We start from the raw sequence: 16,184 nt of genomic DNA on the forward strand, positions 1-16,184 counted from the left end.
TTGATTAGTCTACCGGCCCAAATATGGGAACTGGCACGTTAACAAATCTTTAACATCATAACCGTATAATAGTCCCGTACACTCATATTTAGGAGAAAGAAAAATGATTAATATATTAGTTGTTGAAGATGATATCAAACTTAATTATATCGTCTGTTCATTTTTAAATGATAACGGATACCATGCCATCAGTTGCAAAAACGGAACCGAGGCCTTTGATCGAATTCAGGAAGAACCGGTGAATCTGATTATTTCGGACATCATGATGCCGGAAATGGATGGGTTTGAATTTGCCGCTGAAATCAGAAAGCAGGATAAAGGCATTCCGATTCTGTTTATGACCGCCCGGGATGATATCACTGCCAAACAGAAGGGCTACAGCCTGGGCATTGACGATTATATGGTAAAACCCATCGAGATGGACGAATTGGTTTTGCGGGTGTCAGCCTTATTGCGTCGTGCTAACATCCGCAATGAGCGAAGGTTAGAGGCGGGTTCGCTCGTCTTAAACGAAGAGGAAACCACCGCCTATTTAAACGAAACGGAGCTGCCATTAACGGTAAAAGAATTTAACATTCTGTTTAAGCTGTTATCTTATCCCAAACGCACCTTTACCCGGGCTCAGCTGATGGATGAGTTTTGGGGATATGATACCGAAAGCACACCCCGCACCGTGGATGTTTCGATCACCAAACTACGGGACAAACTTTCGGAATGTGACGATGTGGAAATTGTGACCGTTCGGGGATTGGGCTACAAGGCGGTGATTAAAGGATGAAGTTTCGCTATGAAAATCTGGATGACAAGCGGATCAATGCCAAGCGCCCCTTCTGGAAAGAATTTTTAATTGTCTTTGGGGTGGTATTAATTTGCAGTGCCGGGGAAGTGCTGATTTTTAATCAGCAGATGCTTGATAAGGCTAATCCATGGATCATGGCCCTGGTGGGGATGTCCTATGCGCTGTTTATGGGACTGATTGTCAGTCTTGGGACCCGATTTATTATGTATACCGGATTTCAGAGACCGTTGACGGAAATCGGTCAAGCAGCCCGAAAAGTGGCCGCTGGTGATTTCACCGTCCACGTTCATTCCCAACGAAAGGATCATAAAAAGGATGAACTTGAAGTTCTGATCGACGATTTTAACAAGATGGTCGAGGAACTGGCTACCATTGAAACCTTAAAAAGCGATTTCATCGCTAATGTATCTCACGAGATGAAAACACCGCTGGCGATTATCCAAAGCTATGCCTCAGCACTCAGAAAAGAGGCATTGCCCCAGGAAGAAAAACAGGAATATATTGATACCATTGTCGAGGCCTCAAAAAAACTATCTACCTTAGTAACCAATATTCTAAAATTGAACAAGCTGGAAAATCAGGAAATTATCCAGACCGAAAGCTACGCCCTGGATGAACAGCTGCGCTGTTGTATGCTGGCACTGGAAGATAAATTTGACGAAAAAAACATCGAATTTGACGCCGACCTGGACGAAGTGACCATTACCAGCGATGAAAGTCTGCTGGAAATTGTCTGGAATAATCTGTTGACCAATGCCATCAAGTTTACCCCAAAAGATGGATTAGTAAAAATTCAGTTGCGAAAAGAAGACAAGCAGGCAATTGTCAAGGTCAGAGATAATGGCTGTGGTATGAGAGAAGAAACCTGCCGCCGGATTTTCGACCGCTTCTATCAGGGCGATACCTCCCATTCAGAAGAAGGAAACGGACTGGGACTTGCCCTGGTCAAACGAGTGGTGGATCTGGTGGATGGAACCATAACGGCCGAAAGTGAGCCGGGTAAGGGCACTACATTTACGATAATTTTGAAATTATAGAGAATCAATACACTTATATAAAATTCTGCAATCAACTTTACAAAAGTCCAAACGTTGGGTATAATAATCGTGTATATACACTGAAAAAGGTGATCACATGAAAATAGAAGAACAAAATAAAAAATCGTCAGTTTGCAATTGTCTCAATTTACGGCGGGCCTCACTGGCGATAACCGAAATCTACGACCATTACCTGGCCCCCTGTCACCTCAGTGTCAGTCAATTTTCAATTTTAAAGCACATTTTTGCCATGGAACCGGTGAATGTCAGCGAGTTGGCCGCAGAAATCCGGTTGGATCGGACCACCTTGGTTCGCAATTTAAAGCCCCTTGAACAGCAGGGGTTGATCCATGATATTGCCCAGTCGGGAACGCGGAACCGGCAACTCTGTTTGACGGCTGAGGGCCGAGAAAAAATTGAACAGGCCCATGCTTATTGGCAGCAGGCTCAGGAACAGATTGAAGCGCAGTTGGGACAGGAAGATACGGAAACCCTCCAAGCGCTGTTATTAAAAATTGAGGTCTTAGCGCCTTAATTTTTAAGCGTTATCGTGTAGCTACACTAAAAGAAAGAGAGAAAAGCATAATATGAAAGAGATGATTAGAACAAAAGGTTTGATATGTCAGAGAAAATTTGTGTGGCAATTGCAGTCAAAAGGTGAGCAGCGATGAATAAACAAACGGAAATTGAAAAGGAATTGACCCAACTACCCATTCTGGAATATGTATTCTTTAAACCCGAAGAGATTATTTTTTCCAAAGAGGTTCGGGATCTCTGTCAAGGCAATAGCTGCGGCATGTATCATAGCACCTGGGCCTGTCCCCCGGCAGTGGGCAGTGTCGAAAGCTGCATAGAAAAATGTCAGGCTTATGATAAGGCAATGCTTTTTACCACCGCCACCGAGGTAGCCAGCAGCTTTGATATGAAAGGATGGATGCGCGCCCGGGTCGAGCACGAGGCTCTAACCGATCAGGTGGCAGCTGTTTTCCGGCGCTACGATAAAAATGCTTTGATCCTATCTACCGAAGGATGCACGGTCTGTAAAAAATGCAGCTACCCTGATGCGCCCTGCCGATTTCCGGATCGTATGTATCCGGCCACTGAAGGGTACGGCATTATGGTGATGCAGATGGCACCGGCTTTAAACGTTAAATATAATAATGGCGTCAATACCGTCACCTACTTCAGTATGGTGCTATTTAATGAGAATGTGATACACAATGACCAGCTCATATGATGTCATTTACGAGGCGCTGCTACCAAAACTGGCTAAGTGTGACCTGGCTGAAAGTGCAGCCCGTTTTGGCCTGAATATTAATCCAAATGGAGATATTATCATCAATTTTTTAAAACGTGGTTATCGCATTACCAATGCCGGGGTGATGCCACTTGATGGGAAACCGGTCAATACCAATAATCGCTCCATTCTGATCCATTATGTGTTGTCCCAGGGCACCGGCGATCCGGTTTATTCGTTCAAACCCCTTTTTCGCATGACGACAGTCTTTTCAAGCGGCGACACCGGAAAAGCCAGCATGATGGATGCACCGCTGATTAAAGCTTTTGGAGATGACGTCAATAAATTGGATGGAACGATTATAAAATTAGGCGGAAAATCGGAGCTTTCAAAAGAACCTTACAGCCAATGCTGGCTATTGGAAGTGCTGCCCAAAATACCGGTTAAGATTATCTATCGGGAAGCTGATGAGGATTTTCCCGTTGAGATTCAAACTCAATTTGATGTAACGGCGCTGGAATTTTTGGAATTTGAATGTCTAGCTTTTTTATGTAGCTGCCTTGTCAGAGCATTGACTAAAACTGCTGAATATGGAACTGTGGACGGATGGGAATAACAACTCGCCGTCCAGTTTTTAATTTTACACCGAATTTTCGGTGTTTTTTGTGCAAAAAATTATAGAAATAGTCACTTTAACACGAACTTAACAAAATATTAACGTTGAGGAATAGTTGAAGCGTAATATAAGGCTATCAAAAGAAATTAATAAGAAATTAATAAAAAAGCAAGGCGAAAAGCCTTTGAGTAAGCAAAATATTCATAAGATACGAAGGAGAACATGATGAAAGTACAAGGAAAAAACATTGTCGTAACTGGTGGTGGAAATGGTGTTGGCAGAGAGCTGGTGTTACAGCTGTTGAATAAAGGCGCCATGGTCGTAGCAGTCGATATTAATCCGGAGGCATTGGAAGAAACGGTAACAATTGCCGGGAAAAATCCAAAACTATTTACCGAAGTGGTCGACATTTCAAATAAAGAAGCGGTCTTTGCCTTTGCCAGGAAGGCTATCGAAAAGTATGGAAAGATCGATGGTATCATCAACAATGCCGGGATCATCCAACCCTTTATTCATTTGAATGAACTGGAAATGGATCGCATTGAACGAGTGATGAATATTAATTTCTACGGCACCCTCTATATGGTCAAAGCATTTTTACCGCATCTGTTGAAACGTCCGGAAGCCCATATTGTCAATGTTTCCAGTATGGGAGGCTTTTTACCGGTACCGGGGCAAAGTGTATACGGCGCGTCCAAAGCAGCAGTCAAACTGCTGACCGAAGGATTATCATCAGAATTAAAAGATACTAATGTCAATGTATCGGTCGTTATTCCCGGTGGGATTGCGACTGATATCAAGAAGAATTCCAATATTTCCCACCAGACAGCTAGCGATCGTAATAAAGCGAACAAAGTATTAACGCCTGAAAAAGCAGCGGAATTGATTATCAAGACCATGGAGAAGAAAAAACTGCGATCCTATATTGGCAAAGACTGTAACCTGATGAATATATTCTATAAAATCAGCTCAGGTTTGGCGATGGGGATGATTAATCGGGTGATGGCGGCAAATGCTCATTAAGATCATCAAGCTCTGAATTGGGTTGATTTATGAGTAGACAGCCCTAACGCTTTTGAAAAGATTGCCGATATTTATAGCAGTAGAGTTCATTAAAATAATGGTGTTTATTCAATTTTGATGATAAACTGAAGTGGTTAAAATACGAAGGATTTACAGGAGAAAAAAGATGGATCAGAACAAAAGTCTTTTTAAAAAGAAACTTGCAATCAGCATTTCAATAGTGGTATCCCTTTTTCTCCTGACGGTTTTTTTGCTGATCATTGGCATGTTTATGAATAACATGAAACAACAGGAAATGTTAAAAACAACCGATAAATTCATAAATTTTAAAAGTCAGGTGGAACGCCTGATTTTCACAAATAAAACCCTGGTTCAAGGTTTTGAAGCTTATATCCTGGTCAACCCGGGGCTGGATGAAGAAGAGGCCTATATTTTTCTGGATAATCTCTTATCGAAAAATGAAAACCAGATCAGAAACATTGGGGTATGTCAGGATACGACGATCATTTGGAATTATCCCAAGGAAGGAAATACGGCGGCCATTGGCGTCGACCTGGCCAAGGTTGACAGCCAGAAAGAGCTGGTCCTAAAGGTTAAAAATGAACTTGTCCCGATCTTACAGGGGCCAGTCGAGCTGGTTCAGGGCGGGACTGGTTTTATTATCCGGCTTCCCATCGTTAGAAAGGACACCGGTTATTGGGGACAGATCAGTATCGTGCTGAAAGGCGATAAAATCATGGAGGCCATTAGTGGTTATGCCGAAGATGCCGGATTAAATGTCGCTATCTTCAATGATCAAAACAAAACGGTACCATTTTTTGGTTCGATGAGTGCGGTTGGCAAATCACCATTAACCTTTGCCATCGATCCGGACTTTGTTGATTGGAAGGTAGTAGTATCGCCTAAAGAAGGGTGCGAAAATAATCAGTTCATTTTTTGGTGTGCCACTTTTTTAGCCGTTTTAATTGCCGCCGGAGCCGGTCTGTTAACCTTCAGAGCCCTAAAAACAAATTATCAATTGCGGATTATGTCCAGTCACGATTCCCTTACTGGTCTTTATAATCGCCATTATTTAAATGAATACCAGACCATGGTTTTGGCCTCGGCCAAAAGAAATAATCGACAGGTCGGGTTTATAAGTATGGACTTGAATCATTTCAAGAATATCAATGACACCTATGGGCACAACGTTGGCGATCTGGTCCTCGCTGAAACGGCTCGGGTTTTAATCGAAAGCACTAGAATCGGAGAGGCAGTATTTAGATTGGGCGGCGATGAGTTTCTGATAATCATGCCGGATATAGAAGACCGAACCGCATTGCAACAAGCCCGGGAAAGGCTTGCAAACAGTTTTAAAACTGAATTTCACCTGGCCGATTATCCCGCTAAAATTGCGGTGAGTATTGGTACGGCCATATTTCCCGAGGATGGCAATAATATTGATGCCTTGCTTCAGATTGCCGATGAAGAAATGTATGCGGATAAAAAGGAACAGAAAATGAACCAAGCAGAAAATCAAACGGAGCAACCATCGGGATGACTTGTCAACAGGGACGTATTATGATAATATGAATAGCTCGTACCCCGGTAAAAACCAATAAAAATCAATTATGAATGGAGAATAATAAAATGGAACAATTGCCTAATTGCCCTAAATGCAATTCAGAATATACCTATGAAGATGGAGAACTGCTGATCTGTCCAGAATGTGCCCATGAGTGGACCGTCGACGCAACAAACGAAAACGGCGGCGATGAAAAGATCGTCAAAGATTCAAATGGAAATGTTTTAGCAAGTGGAGATACGGTCATCTTAATTAAGGACCTGAAAGTAAAAGGTAGTTCCCAGGATTTGAAAAAGGGAACCAAGGTAAAAAACATCCGTCTGGTTGATGGCGATCATAATATCGACTGTAAAATTGACGGCTTTGGAGCGATGTCCTTAAAATCGGAGTTTGTTAAAAAGGCATAATGGTCTGAAATCAACAGTAGTTAAACCCGGATAGTTTTCTGAAAATATAAAATCAAAACAAAACTAAATATTAAATAACGATAAGCCCCCTGAATTTCGCGAGTAGAAAATCAGGGGGCTGGTTTTTTAAAAACGACAATTTTCAAAAAATCTCAAAAATTGATTGACTTGGAGTTAACTCCATATGTTAAAGTGGATAGAAGCTAGTAAAGGATAAATAAAACCATAGCGAAAGAAAATCTCAAGTGAACCGAGGTGAATTTCCATGACCATTACCGAAGTAAGTAAAAAATATGATATCTCTCAGGATACCCTGCGGTATTATGAGCGGATCGGATTAATTCCGGCAGTTAATCGGACCAAAGGCGGAATGCGGGACTATACCGAAGAATCTTGCGGCTGGATTGAGCTGGCGAAATGCATGCGTTCGGCTGGAATTCCCATTGAAGCCCTGATTGAATACTGCGCGCTGGCCCAGCAGGGGGACGCGACCATCACGACCAGAAAAGAATTGCTGGTTGAAGAACGGACTAAGCTGCTGGAAAAAATGGAAGATATGAAAAAGACCCTGGATAAGCTCAACTACAAGATTGACATCTACGAAAAAGCTGAAGTGTCCGGGGTTTTATCCTGGAAGAAATAGCATCAGCGTTTAACTGAAGCACACGAGTGCATTCAAAATCTCCGTACCTTAAGCGTATGGAGATTTTTTTAAAAATAAATTAATAAAAAATATTGACTTGGAGTAAAGTCTAGATGGTAGTATAGTAATAGTAGATAAATTATCCATTATAAATTAATTTGACTAAACAGTCGGTCACAGATTGTTTAAATCTAAAATTAGGGAGACTAAAAGATGTTGTATCGAAAATTCGGAAAAACAAATGAAGAGGTTTCGGTTCTGGGGTTTGGTTGCATGCGCTTGCCGGTTATCGATGGGGTTCAAAACCATATCGATGATGGAAAAGCCATTGAGATGTTAAGATACGCCATCGATCATGGCGTGAACTATATCGATACCGCCTATCCTTATCATGGCACCGGTTTTGACAAAGGTGGAGAGAGCGAACTTTTTGTGGCCCGGGCTTTAAAAAATGGCTACCGCGAACGGGTTAAAATCGCGACTAAGCTGCCGTCATGGCTGATTCAGTCACGGGCGGATATGGAACGATTATTGGACGAACAGTTGAAACGACTGGAAACCGATACAATCGATTTTTACCTGCTGCATGGACTCAACCGAGGCTTCTGGCAAAATCTGAAAAATTTGGGAGCTTTTGAATTTCTGGATCAAGCCATCAAAGACGGTAAAATCAAACACGCTGGTTTCTCTTTTCATGATGACTTTGATTTATTTGTCGAAATTGTCGATGCATATGATTGGTCTTTTTGCCAAATCCAATACAACTATCTCGACGAAAACTATCAGGCCGGTAAAAAAGGCCTGGAATATGCGGCCGGCAAAGGAATGGGAATCACCATTATGGAACCAATCAGAGGCGGGTCTCTGGTCGATAAATTACCCACAGAGATTTTAGAGGCCTGGAACCAGGCCCCAATTAAAAGAACACCGGCTCAATGGGCACTGCGGTGGGTTATGAATCATCCTGAGGTTTCTGTGGTGCTCAGTGGTATGACAACGATGGATCAGGTGGTCGATAATATCAATACCGCCAATGAAGGTGCGGCCAATTCCTTAACCAACGAAGAACTGGCGTTAGTGGATTTTGCCAAGAAAACAATAACAGAAAAGATGAAGGTCAACTGTACAAATTGCCGGTATTGTATGCCCTGTCCATCCGGGGTCGATATTCCAGGACATTTTGCCCTTTATAATAATGCTTTTCTATTTGATGCACTACCAAGAGCCAAAGGTCTATACCAAACAATGTTTCCGCAAGATGCCAAAGCCTCGAATTGCGTTGAATGTGGGAAATGTGAAGAACATTGTCCCCAGAATATTGCCATTATTGAGGAATTGAAAAATGTCAGAGCGGCCTTAGAATAAAGTTGATGCTGTAAAATCTCCGTACCTTAAAGGTGCGGAGTTTTTTTTAAGAAAAGAATAAAGGGGATTGACTTGGAGTGAACTCCAGATGGTACAGTAAATAATATCGCTGATTAAATGATAAATGATGAGAGGATTGAAGAGATAAATGAATGTAGATGAATTTTTAGAACACTTAAATCAGAGAGAAGTGGTTAAAGGTGGCTCGGAAGTCCATTTGATGATGCACGACATCTCTCAGGAGGCGCTGAAACTGACAACAGAGCTCAATGGCAGCTATCATCCGCCAGAAGAAATCCGGGAGATTTTTTCCCGACTAACGGGTAAACCAGTAGATGAAACTTTTGGATTGTTTCCGCCATTTGCTACCGATTGTGGTAAAAATATTCACGTCGGAAAAAATGTTTTTATCAATTCGGGCTGCCGTTTTCAGGATCAGGGCGGCATCTTTATTGGGGATGGGGTTCTGATCGGCCACAATGTGGTGTTGGCAACCCTCAACCATGATATCAATCCGCAAAAACGCAGTGATATGTATCCAGCACCCATTCGAATTGGCAATAATGTCTGGATTGGTGCACAGGCCACGGTGCTTCCCGGGGTTACTATTGGTGATGGGGCCATTGTCGCGGCCGGAGCGGTGGTAACCAAAGATGTGCCAGCTAATGTGATTGTCGGCGGAGTCCCGGCCAAGATCATCAAAAAGATTGAAATAAATCAGAAATAAATTGCGAAATATCCTGAATAAAAAGAAGGAGGAAACAGGATGCGCAATATGAAAAAGGTGTATTTGATTTTTGTTTTACTGACCTTATGTTTGGGTTTGGTGGCTTGCGACTGTGGCCAAACCCAGAAAAGCGAGCCGGTGAATCAAGAAAATACAGCGATAGTTAATGATCCGGAAATACCTAAAGAAGTGGTAAATACACCGGTGATGAAAAATTTAAAGATAACAGTAGATGGCCAGGAATTTTTTGCGAATCTTTATGAAAATGAGACAACTTTGAAATTCGTCGAAAAACTGCCGTTAACCATTGACATGAGTGAACTCAATGGTAACGAAAAGCTCTATTATTTTGAGGAGCCTTTACCTGTAGCAGCTGAGCAGATTGGAGAAATCCGGGCGGGTGATCTCATGATGTATGGTGATGATTGTCTTGTTTTATTCTATGAAAATTTTTCAAGCTCTTATCGTTATACCCGAATCGGAGCAATTGAAAATGCTGACGGGTTAGCCGAAGCGGTTGGCAATGGAACGGTGAGAATTTCGTTCAGCTTATCTGGGGTTTAATCATCAGAAAAATAGAAAAGGAGTAAAACATTATGAAAAAACAAGAATTAGAGAAGGTATCCGATTTTGCACTAGGTGAGGAAAACCTGGGATTAGCGCCGTACTTTATCGGAAAAAGTTATTTAAGTCTTTTGAATGATCAGGAGGTGGACATTTACAATGTTACTTTTGAACCGGGTTGCCGTAATAACTGGCATATCCATCATGGGTGTGGGCAGATATTAATTTGTGTTGGTGGCCATGGTTGGTATCAGGAAGCCGGACAAGAAGTTCGAACGCTAGAAAAGTGGAGATATAGTGTACATCGCAGCGGAAGTCAAGCACTGGCATGGTGCGGTAAAGGATGAAGCCTTTGCCCATCTATCATTGACCGTTCCGACGGAAGGTGCCAGCCATGAATGGCTTGAACCGGTGACTGATGAAGCGTATAACAAACTAAAAATCCAGTAAAAACAGAACCATCAATTGTGGTGGCATTCCTGGCCTGAATCATTAAATGAAGTGGCCAAATAAGTAAAAATAGTGATTAAGAAAAATTGGAGGAAAAAATGATTTATCAGAATTTTCAGGATAAAAAACTATCGGCATTGGGTTTTGGGGGCATGCGTCTGCCAACGATTGGCGAAGGCTTTAGTGCCCCGGTCAATGAAGAAGAAACAGCAAAGATGGTGGATGTAGCTATTAAGAATGGTATCAATTATTTTGATACGGCTTACGCCTACCATGGCGGAGCATCCGAAACCGTGTTGGGCAAGGTTCTTAAAAATTATCCCCGGGACAGCTATTATCTGGCCAGCAAATTTCCGGGCTATGAAGTCAGAGAAAGCTGGGATGCGAAAGCCCAGTTTGAGGAGCAACTGGAAAAATGCGGCGTCGATTATTTTGACTTTTATCTAATCCATAACGTCTATGAGCGAAACATCGATGTCTATTTTGACGAACGCTGGGGAATTGTTGAGTACCTGATTGAGCAGAAGAAAAACGGGCGAATTAAACATCTGGGTTTTTCGACCCATGGACTGAAGCCAACCATTGAGCGTTTTATTAAGCGCTACGGCGAGCATATGGAATTTTGTCAGATTCAGTTGAACTATCTGGACTGGAAATTACAGAAAGCCAATGAAATCTATGAGATGCTGGTCGAAAAGAATCTGCCCATTTGGGTGATGGAACCGGTTCGGGGTGGGGCCCTGGCCAATTTTGATGATGAAAAAACGGCCAAGCTTCGCGAACTGCGACCAGACGAAAGTACAGCAGCCTGGGCCTTCCGCTTTCTGCAGGGATTACCCGGTGTGGTAGTGACCCTGTCAGGGATGTCGACGCAGGAACAGGTGGAGGAAAATATCAAAACTTATGAATCGATTAAACCGCTGACAGCGCAGGAACAATCAGTGGTTGCGGAAATTAGAGATAGTATGCTCGCGATGCTGCCCTGTACGGCTTGTAAATATTGCTGTTCCGAGTGTCCCAAAGAATTGGATATTACGACCCTGCTGCATCATTATAATGATCAAAAATTTCAGCCGGGCTTCATCGCACCGATGGCCATTGCTGGAATGGATGAGGAAAAGCGACCGGGTGCCTGCATTGAATGTGGTCAGTGCAAACAGGTCTGTCCGCAGAATATTGATATCCCCACAGCTTTGAAAGATTTCCAGAAGATGCTTGATGAAGGTTCGGCCTGGGGTTGATCTGATTCTTAAAATTGAGCCATTGCAAAAATCGCTGTTTCTGAAAACTTACTTATAGTATAATACCATCAAGAAATCGGTGTGTCCGAAACAGCGTATCACGGTTTGAAAAATAAACAAGATTCCAGAATCATTGATGATTAAGGTTTGGAGCCTTTTTTTATGGGTTTGATTTTGAAAGGAATAAAGAAATGAGTGTTGTATTAAAACAGGGTTTAACCTTCAGAATGGCGGAAGAAAAGGATGTCCGCCTCATTCTTTATTTTATAAAAGAACTGGCCAGCTATGAAAAAATGATTGATCAGGTCGTCGCAACAGAAGCCTTGCTGACAGAATGGCTGTTTGAAAAGAAAACAGCCGAGGTTATTTTTGCAGAGTTCGGAGGAAAGGAAATTGGTTTTGCACTATACTTCCATAATTTTTCAACGTTTCTGGGACAGGCCGGGCTTTATCTGGAAGACTTATATGTTTTACCAGAGTACCGAGGTAATGGTTACGGAAAAGCGATTTTGAAGCATCTTGCCCAAATTGCCGTTGCCCGGGGCTGTGGTCGTCTGGAATGGTGGTGTCTTGATTGGAATCAGCCAAGTATTGATTTTTACCTTTCGCTCGGGGCAAAAGCAATGGATAAATGGACGGTTTACCGGATTACCGGGGAGACGCTATTGGAAATGGCAAGTGAGACATCTAAATAACACAACAAATCCAGCCGAAAATACTATCAAAATAGTTACCATTACCATCTGACACTTCCAGATCTGCAATCAGAAAAAAACCATGGAGTGCGTTTAGCTCCATGGTTTTTGTTTCTTTTTAGACAAAGATCTTAGAAAAAAATTAGTCAGCAGAACTGAAAAATTAGGCTTTCTTTTTTTGCATTTCCAGTTTTTTTAGCTCAAATTTCTTTTTATAGTAACAAGCATAAACCTGGGCGTTCTGTTCCTGCTGTTCGCTGACAGTAAGTAAGCGGCACTTGTTGATTACCATCATCTGCCCTTTAAAAATGAGGTAGATATCTTCCACATCTTTCAGCATTTTGTTGGGGTCTGATAATTGATGGATTGTTTCTTCCGCTAAAATCGAACATTGCTTTTTTATTTCAGAATCTGATAACCGTACGGATAAATCGACCCTATTTTTATTCTTTTGAGGGAGATTCGTTGAAGTGCTTAAAGGTGATGCTGAAGGCGTAGGGGACTCTAAAGGAGCCGGGGATTCTGAGGGCGCTTCTGCAAGGGGGGCTTTTTTTTCCTTTTTTGTTAATTTTGTACGTCCATGATATTCGTCTCTTGTGATTCGCAAGATTGTTACCTCCATTAAGTTTAGGAATAGGTTTGTTAAAAAATTGATGTTTAAAATTCGATTTGATAATTCTTTTATTCTATCACTTTTTATGGGAAATGACTATTAATAAATTTAGTGAGACATTATCTGTTGCATAGGTAATTGCGAAACGCATCGGAAAAAATAGTGAGAATATCAGAAAAAGAAAAAAGGGAAAATTTAAAAAGTTGAAAGTTGATTTAAGCAATCAGGGGTTTGAGACTGCGAATATACTGGTGTTGATGAATCGAATCGGCAAGGATAACGGTTAAGAGCTGAGCAATCCCAGAAAGTAAAAGGTCGGCATGAAGCGTTTGTTCATTCTGAGTCCGTCGATTGGCAACGCAGAAGCTGTCTTTGAACTGATTAATAGACTGTTCAACACAGCCCCGAATTTTGTAAGTCTGTGCCCATTCATTTGTCCCACGAATGGCTCCAGGATAGGCACGCAGGTTCTTTTCCGGGTAAATATAAACCATCCGGCCACAGAGCGAGGTCGTACAGGGATGATCACAATGATGACGGCGATGATACTTCCCATCGGGACATTTTACCGATTTCATTTTTGGACAGACAAATTTAAAGGTGGGTATGCCACACCGAAGATGGGAGGTATTACCTTCCGGCTTCATCGGCAGGGACGGGTCGTTTGGACAACAGGGAATGCCATCCCTGTTGATGGTAAAGTCAGGGTGTTCAAGAGTTGAACGGCGATTCAAAGGAATATAGGCTCGGTTAAAATGCAGGTCGTTGAATAATCCCGAATAAATTGCGATGCTATCAAAGGCAGCATCACCCAGAAAAACATCTGGCTGAATCAGCGGATGTTTGTTGAAAAAATCCGTCAGAACCGGCAGCAGTGCTTTTGAATCGCTTAACGATTTATCTTCATCTGGTGAATCTGACTTTTTTTCAACGACAATGTCCGGATGGGCGTCCAGAAAATCCCGGTTGTAGAAAGTAATGTCACGAACAATCCCCAGCCCATTGGTAATCATGCCAAACTTATAAACATAACAGAAATGGCCATTGATGTAGAGCTGCTTGATTGCGGGATTGGCGGTAGCATGAGAAGGCATCATTTTATAGGCCGCTTTATGTGGATCATAGGAATCCGGCAGCTGATTGGCATTTTTAAAGGCTTTTAATTGAATCATGATGCGATTAAAGTATTTGGGATTATTCTCAGCGACGTAGGTCTCAATTCCGGATGTGTCAAAGATTGACATCGCCGCTTTTTGAGGGTCAATGGCCTGGCAGATCGGTTCAGTGACATCTACAAGATGATCAAAAAACGATTGTAAGTCCAGCAGAAACTCCTGTTTGAAGCGTGTAAATCGGGAAGCATCCGGTACGCGTTTAAACCCGCAGAAATTTCTTATTTCAGCGGAAAATTTCAGAAAGATAAGCAGAAGCGTATCCGATGGAATCGAGAAGATTTTCTGAAGCAGTAAAGCGCGAATCATTGAATGCAGTTCAAACTCCCGGGGACGACCTGTTGGTGAATGATAGTGTCGATAAAAAGAACCGGGAATCAGGATATCCAGATTAAGATTTTCCTCGAGAAGCGAAAGAAACCGATGTTGATCGGTCTCGAAAATATTTTGACAATCGGTGTAAATGTCAGCCAAAGAAAGCTGTTTTTGTGGTAAAATATCCATATATAACTCCTTTCAGGTTGATAGATTGTTGGTTTTGCAACTCAATTTTATCATAATCTGGTGAGGAGTTATATTTTTTTATGCAAGAATAAATCCTGCTTTTATGCGGGGTTTGGCGTTTTGCAAACGCCTATTATCTGTTGCAAAAAGAAAGGGAAAAGTTTACTGATTTTGATTTAAAGGATCAACAGCAATTTTTTTAATCCATTTTCGACTCTTTAATCGATATATACACCAGATTGCTTTGATAATCTGATCAATTTTCAGCAGCATATAGATCCAGAATGCTGGTAGATGCCAGACTAAACCAGCCAATGCGCCAAGCGGAACCGAGGCTACCCATAAGAAAATAATATCTGCCACCATTAAAAACCGGGTGTCCCCGCCGCCGCGAAGAACCCCCTTGGTTAGGATGCTGTTAGCTGATTGAAAGATAACAATAAAACCGATGGCAAACATCAGTTGAGCGGCAATTGCTTGGGTTTCCGGGGTCAGATTGTAGAGACTGATCATCGGTTTGCTGGTGATCCAGATAAGCATGGCACCACAGATGCCAACGGCAATGCCCAGATATAAAAAGGTGACCCCTTGTTGCTGGGCAGTTTCCTCATCACCCCGACCCAGGGTGTGGCCAGTTATGATGGCACTGGCGTTAGCAATCCCCTGGATAAATACCGTGCTGAGTTGCTGAAGAACCAGGGTGATGGCATTGGCCGAGACAAAACTGACACCCAGCCGTCCGATCACCATCGCTACAGCATTATTGCCAAGGGCGAGAAAAACATCACTGATCAGAACCGGAATAGCTATTTCAACGTATTCCTTCGAGATATCCCGACAGCCCATAAAAAGGTGCTTTAGCCGATAATTTATTTTTTTATCAACAAAAAATAAATAACCACAAATAAATGAGAACTCGACAATTCTGGCAATTAGGGTGGATAGGGCAGAACCCTCAATGCCCATCTGCGGGGCTCCGAAATTTCCGAAAATAAACAAATAGTTGAAGAAAATATTGATAATAAATGCAAAAATCGACGAAATTAAGGGAAGCCGCACCTGACCGACGCTTCGCAGCACAATGGTGGATGTCAGCGAAAAACCTAAAAGCAGGTAACAGGGAACTGCCCATTTAAAATAGCGCACGCCTTCCCTGATAATTTCCGGATCAGTTGTATAAATACGCATGATCGCTTCAGGGGCAAAAAAAGTCACCAGCGAAAAGAACAGTGCGAAACCAAGGCAGATACGTAACATAATGGTAATGGATTTTTTTAAGGCATGATGGTTTTTCATTCCCCAGAAACGGGAGGTAAGTACGGAAGCGCCCATGCCAATTCCCATACAGCAGATCTGAAAAACCATAATGAACTGATTGGCCAGAGCGGCACCAGACAAAGGCACCTCGCCCAGAGCGCCCACCATCATCGTATCGGTCATGTTCACGCCGATGGTGATCAGGCTTTGTAAGGTGATCGGTATGGCAATGGCGGCTACCATTTTATAAAAGGATTTATCTTTAATGAT

16 protein-coding genes and 2 pseudogenes are annotated in these 16,184 nt (G+C 42.3%); 15 read left to right on the forward strand and 3 right to left on the reverse strand.

Annotated elements, in window-relative coordinates; genetic code table 11:
- The first annotated feature begins 103 nt into the window (after positions 1-103).
- From Q7J41_RS05975 to Q7J41_RS06045, 15 genes and pseudogenes are all read left to right on the forward strand, one after another.
- On the forward strand, positions 104-778 hold the full coding sequence (locus tag Q7J41_RS05975; RefSeq protein ID WP_304886192.1) for a response regulator transcription factor: 675 nt from the start codon (positions 104-106) through the stop codon (positions 776-778).
- Positions 775-1,836: a HAMP domain-containing sensor histidine kinase gene (locus tag Q7J41_RS05980; RefSeq protein WP_304886194.1), complete on the forward strand. Its 1,062-nt coding sequence runs from the start codon at positions 775-777 to the stop codon at positions 1,834-1,836. The genes Q7J41_RS05975 and Q7J41_RS05980 overlap by 4 nt, the downstream gene beginning before the upstream one ends.
- A 97-nt stretch (positions 1,837-1,933) precedes the next feature.
- Entirely contained in the window at positions 1,934-2,371 is a 438-nt protein-coding gene (locus Q7J41_RS05985; RefSeq protein WP_304886196.1) for a MarR family winged helix-turn-helix transcriptional regulator, read from the forward strand.
- Positions 2,372-2,503: 132 nt separating this feature from the next.
- Positions 2,504-3,073, forward strand: a complete 570-nt coding sequence (locus Q7J41_RS05990) for a DUF2284 domain-containing protein (protein WP_304886197.1) — start codon at positions 2,504-2,506, stop codon at positions 3,071-3,073.
- Positions 3,057-3,689: a DUF3786 domain-containing protein gene (locus tag Q7J41_RS05995; protein ID WP_304886199.1), complete on the forward strand. Its 633-nt coding sequence runs from the start codon at positions 3,057-3,059 to the stop codon at positions 3,687-3,689. Before Q7J41_RS05990 ends, Q7J41_RS05995 begins: the two co-directional genes overlap by 17 nt.
- Before the next feature lie 222 nt (positions 3,690-3,911).
- A complete protein-coding gene (locus Q7J41_RS06000) occupies positions 3,912-4,712 on the forward strand; it encodes an SDR family oxidoreductase (RefSeq protein ID WP_304886201.1) in 801 nt (266 codons plus the stop codon).
- A 166-nt stretch (positions 4,713-4,878) separates the two neighbouring features.
- Positions 4,879-6,252, forward strand: coding sequence for a diguanylate cyclase domain-containing protein (locus Q7J41_RS06005; protein WP_304886203.1), 1,374 nt, complete (start codon positions 4,879-4,881; stop codon positions 6,250-6,252).
- A gap of 89 nt (positions 6,253-6,341) precedes the next feature.
- The gene (locus tag Q7J41_RS06010; RefSeq protein WP_026393724.1) at positions 6,342-6,683 is read left to right on the forward strand and encodes a zinc ribbon domain-containing protein YjdM; all 342 of its coding nucleotides are present in this window, start codon (positions 6,342-6,344) and stop codon (positions 6,681-6,683) included.
- 265 nt (positions 6,684-6,948) lie between these two features.
- Positions 6,949-7,326, forward strand: a complete 378-nt coding sequence (locus Q7J41_RS06015) for a MerR family transcriptional regulator (protein ID WP_304886207.1) — start codon at positions 6,949-6,951, stop codon at positions 7,324-7,326.
- A 213-nt stretch (positions 7,327-7,539) separates the two neighbouring features.
- Positions 7,540-8,691, forward strand: coding sequence for an aldo/keto reductase (locus Q7J41_RS06020; protein WP_304886209.1), 1,152 nt, complete (start codon positions 7,540-7,542; stop codon positions 8,689-8,691).
- 148 nt (positions 8,692-8,839) lie between these two features.
- Positions 8,840-9,418, forward strand: coding sequence for a sugar O-acetyltransferase (locus Q7J41_RS06025; RefSeq protein ID WP_304886211.1), 579 nt, complete (start codon positions 8,840-8,842; stop codon positions 9,416-9,418).
- 39 nt (positions 9,419-9,457) lie between these two features.
- Entirely contained in the window at positions 9,458-9,982 is a 525-nt protein-coding gene (locus tag Q7J41_RS06030) for a cyclophilin-like fold protein (protein WP_304886213.1), read from the forward strand.
- 32 nt (positions 9,983-10,014) lie between these two features.
- A pseudogene (locus Q7J41_RS06035) lies at positions 10,015-10,432 on the forward strand (cupin domain-containing protein).
- 98 nt (positions 10,433-10,530) lie between these two features.
- Positions 10,531-11,673, forward strand: coding sequence for an aldo/keto reductase (locus Q7J41_RS06040; RefSeq protein WP_304886215.1), 1,143 nt, complete (start codon positions 10,531-10,533; stop codon positions 11,671-11,673).
- A gap of 191 nt (positions 11,674-11,864) precedes the next feature.
- A complete protein-coding gene (locus tag Q7J41_RS06045) occupies positions 11,865-12,368 on the forward strand; it encodes a GNAT family N-acetyltransferase (RefSeq protein ID WP_304886217.1) in 504 nt (167 codons plus the stop codon).
- A gap of 163 nt (positions 12,369-12,531) precedes the next feature.
- Here Q7J41_RS06045 and Q7J41_RS06050 read toward each other — a convergent pair whose 3' ends face one another.
- The 3 genes and pseudogenes from Q7J41_RS06050 to Q7J41_RS06060 form a co-directional block, all read right to left on the reverse strand.
- Complete coding sequence (locus tag Q7J41_RS06050) at positions 12,532-12,990, reverse strand: hypothetical protein (RefSeq protein ID WP_304886218.1); 459 nt, start codon at positions 12,988-12,990, stop codon at positions 12,532-12,534.
- A 274-nt stretch (positions 12,991-13,264) separates the two neighbouring features.
- Positions 13,265-14,651, reverse strand: a pseudogene (locus Q7J41_RS06055) (transposase).
- A gap of 168 nt (positions 14,652-14,819) precedes the next feature.
- Positions 14,820-16,157, reverse strand: a complete 1,338-nt coding sequence (locus Q7J41_RS06060; RefSeq protein WP_304886220.1) for an MATE family efflux transporter — start codon at positions 16,155-16,157, stop codon at positions 14,820-14,822.
- Positions 16,158-16,184: the final 27 nt, after the last annotated feature.

This window comes from Acetobacterium sp. (genome assembly GCF_030652775.1).
In the GTDB taxonomy this organism is placed as follows: Bacteria; Bacillota; Clostridia; order Eubacteriales; family Eubacteriaceae; genus Acetobacterium.

Excerpts from the sequence above, each read along its gene's own strand:
- Q7J41_RS05975 (WP_304886192.1), top strand. The coding sequence starts at position 104 with ATGATTAATATATTAGTTGTTGAAGATGATATCAAACTTAATTATATC.
- Q7J41_RS05980 (WP_304886194.1), top strand. The coding sequence starts at position 775 with ATGAAGTTTCGCTATGAAAATCTGGATGACAAGCGGATCAATGCCAAG.
- Q7J41_RS05985 (WP_304886196.1), top strand. The coding sequence starts at position 1,934 with ATGAAAATAGAAGAACAAAATAAAAAATCGTCAGTTTGCAATTGTCTC.
- Q7J41_RS05990 (WP_304886197.1), top strand. The coding sequence starts at position 2,504 with ATGAATAAACAAACGGAAATTGAAAAGGAATTGACCCAACTACCCATT.
- Q7J41_RS05995 (WP_304886199.1), top strand. The coding sequence starts at position 3,057 with ATGACCAGCTCATATGATGTCATTTACGAGGCGCTGCTACCAAAACTG.
- Q7J41_RS06000 (WP_304886201.1), top strand. The coding sequence starts at position 3,912 with ATGATGAAAGTACAAGGAAAAAACATTGTCGTAACTGGTGGTGGAAAT.
- Q7J41_RS06005 (WP_304886203.1), top strand. The coding sequence starts at position 4,879 with ATGGATCAGAACAAAAGTCTTTTTAAAAAGAAACTTGCAATCAGCATT.
- Q7J41_RS06010 (WP_026393724.1), top strand. The coding sequence starts at position 6,342 with ATGGAACAATTGCCTAATTGCCCTAAATGCAATTCAGAATATACCTAT.
- Q7J41_RS06015 (WP_304886207.1), top strand. The coding sequence starts at position 6,949 with ATGACCATTACCGAAGTAAGTAAAAAATATGATATCTCTCAGGATACC.
- Q7J41_RS06020 (WP_304886209.1), top strand. The coding sequence starts at position 7,540 with ATGTTGTATCGAAAATTCGGAAAAACAAATGAAGAGGTTTCGGTTCTG.
- Q7J41_RS06025 (WP_304886211.1), top strand. The coding sequence starts at position 8,840 with ATGAATGTAGATGAATTTTTAGAACACTTAAATCAGAGAGAAGTGGTT.
- Q7J41_RS06030 (WP_304886213.1), top strand. The coding sequence starts at position 9,458 with ATGCGCAATATGAAAAAGGTGTATTTGATTTTTGTTTTACTGACCTTA.
- Q7J41_RS06040 (WP_304886215.1), top strand. The coding sequence starts at position 10,531 with ATGATTTATCAGAATTTTCAGGATAAAAAACTATCGGCATTGGGTTTT.
- Q7J41_RS06045 (WP_304886217.1), top strand. The coding sequence starts at position 11,865 with ATGAGTGTTGTATTAAAACAGGGTTTAACCTTCAGAATGGCGGAAGAA.
- Q7J41_RS06050 (WP_304886218.1), bottom strand. The coding sequence starts at position 12,990 with ATGGAGGTAACAATCTTGCGAATCACAAGAGACGAATATCATGGACGT.
- Q7J41_RS06060 (WP_304886220.1), bottom strand. The coding sequence starts at position 16,157 with ATGGTAGCCGCCATTGCCATACCGATCACCTTACAAAGCCTGATCACC.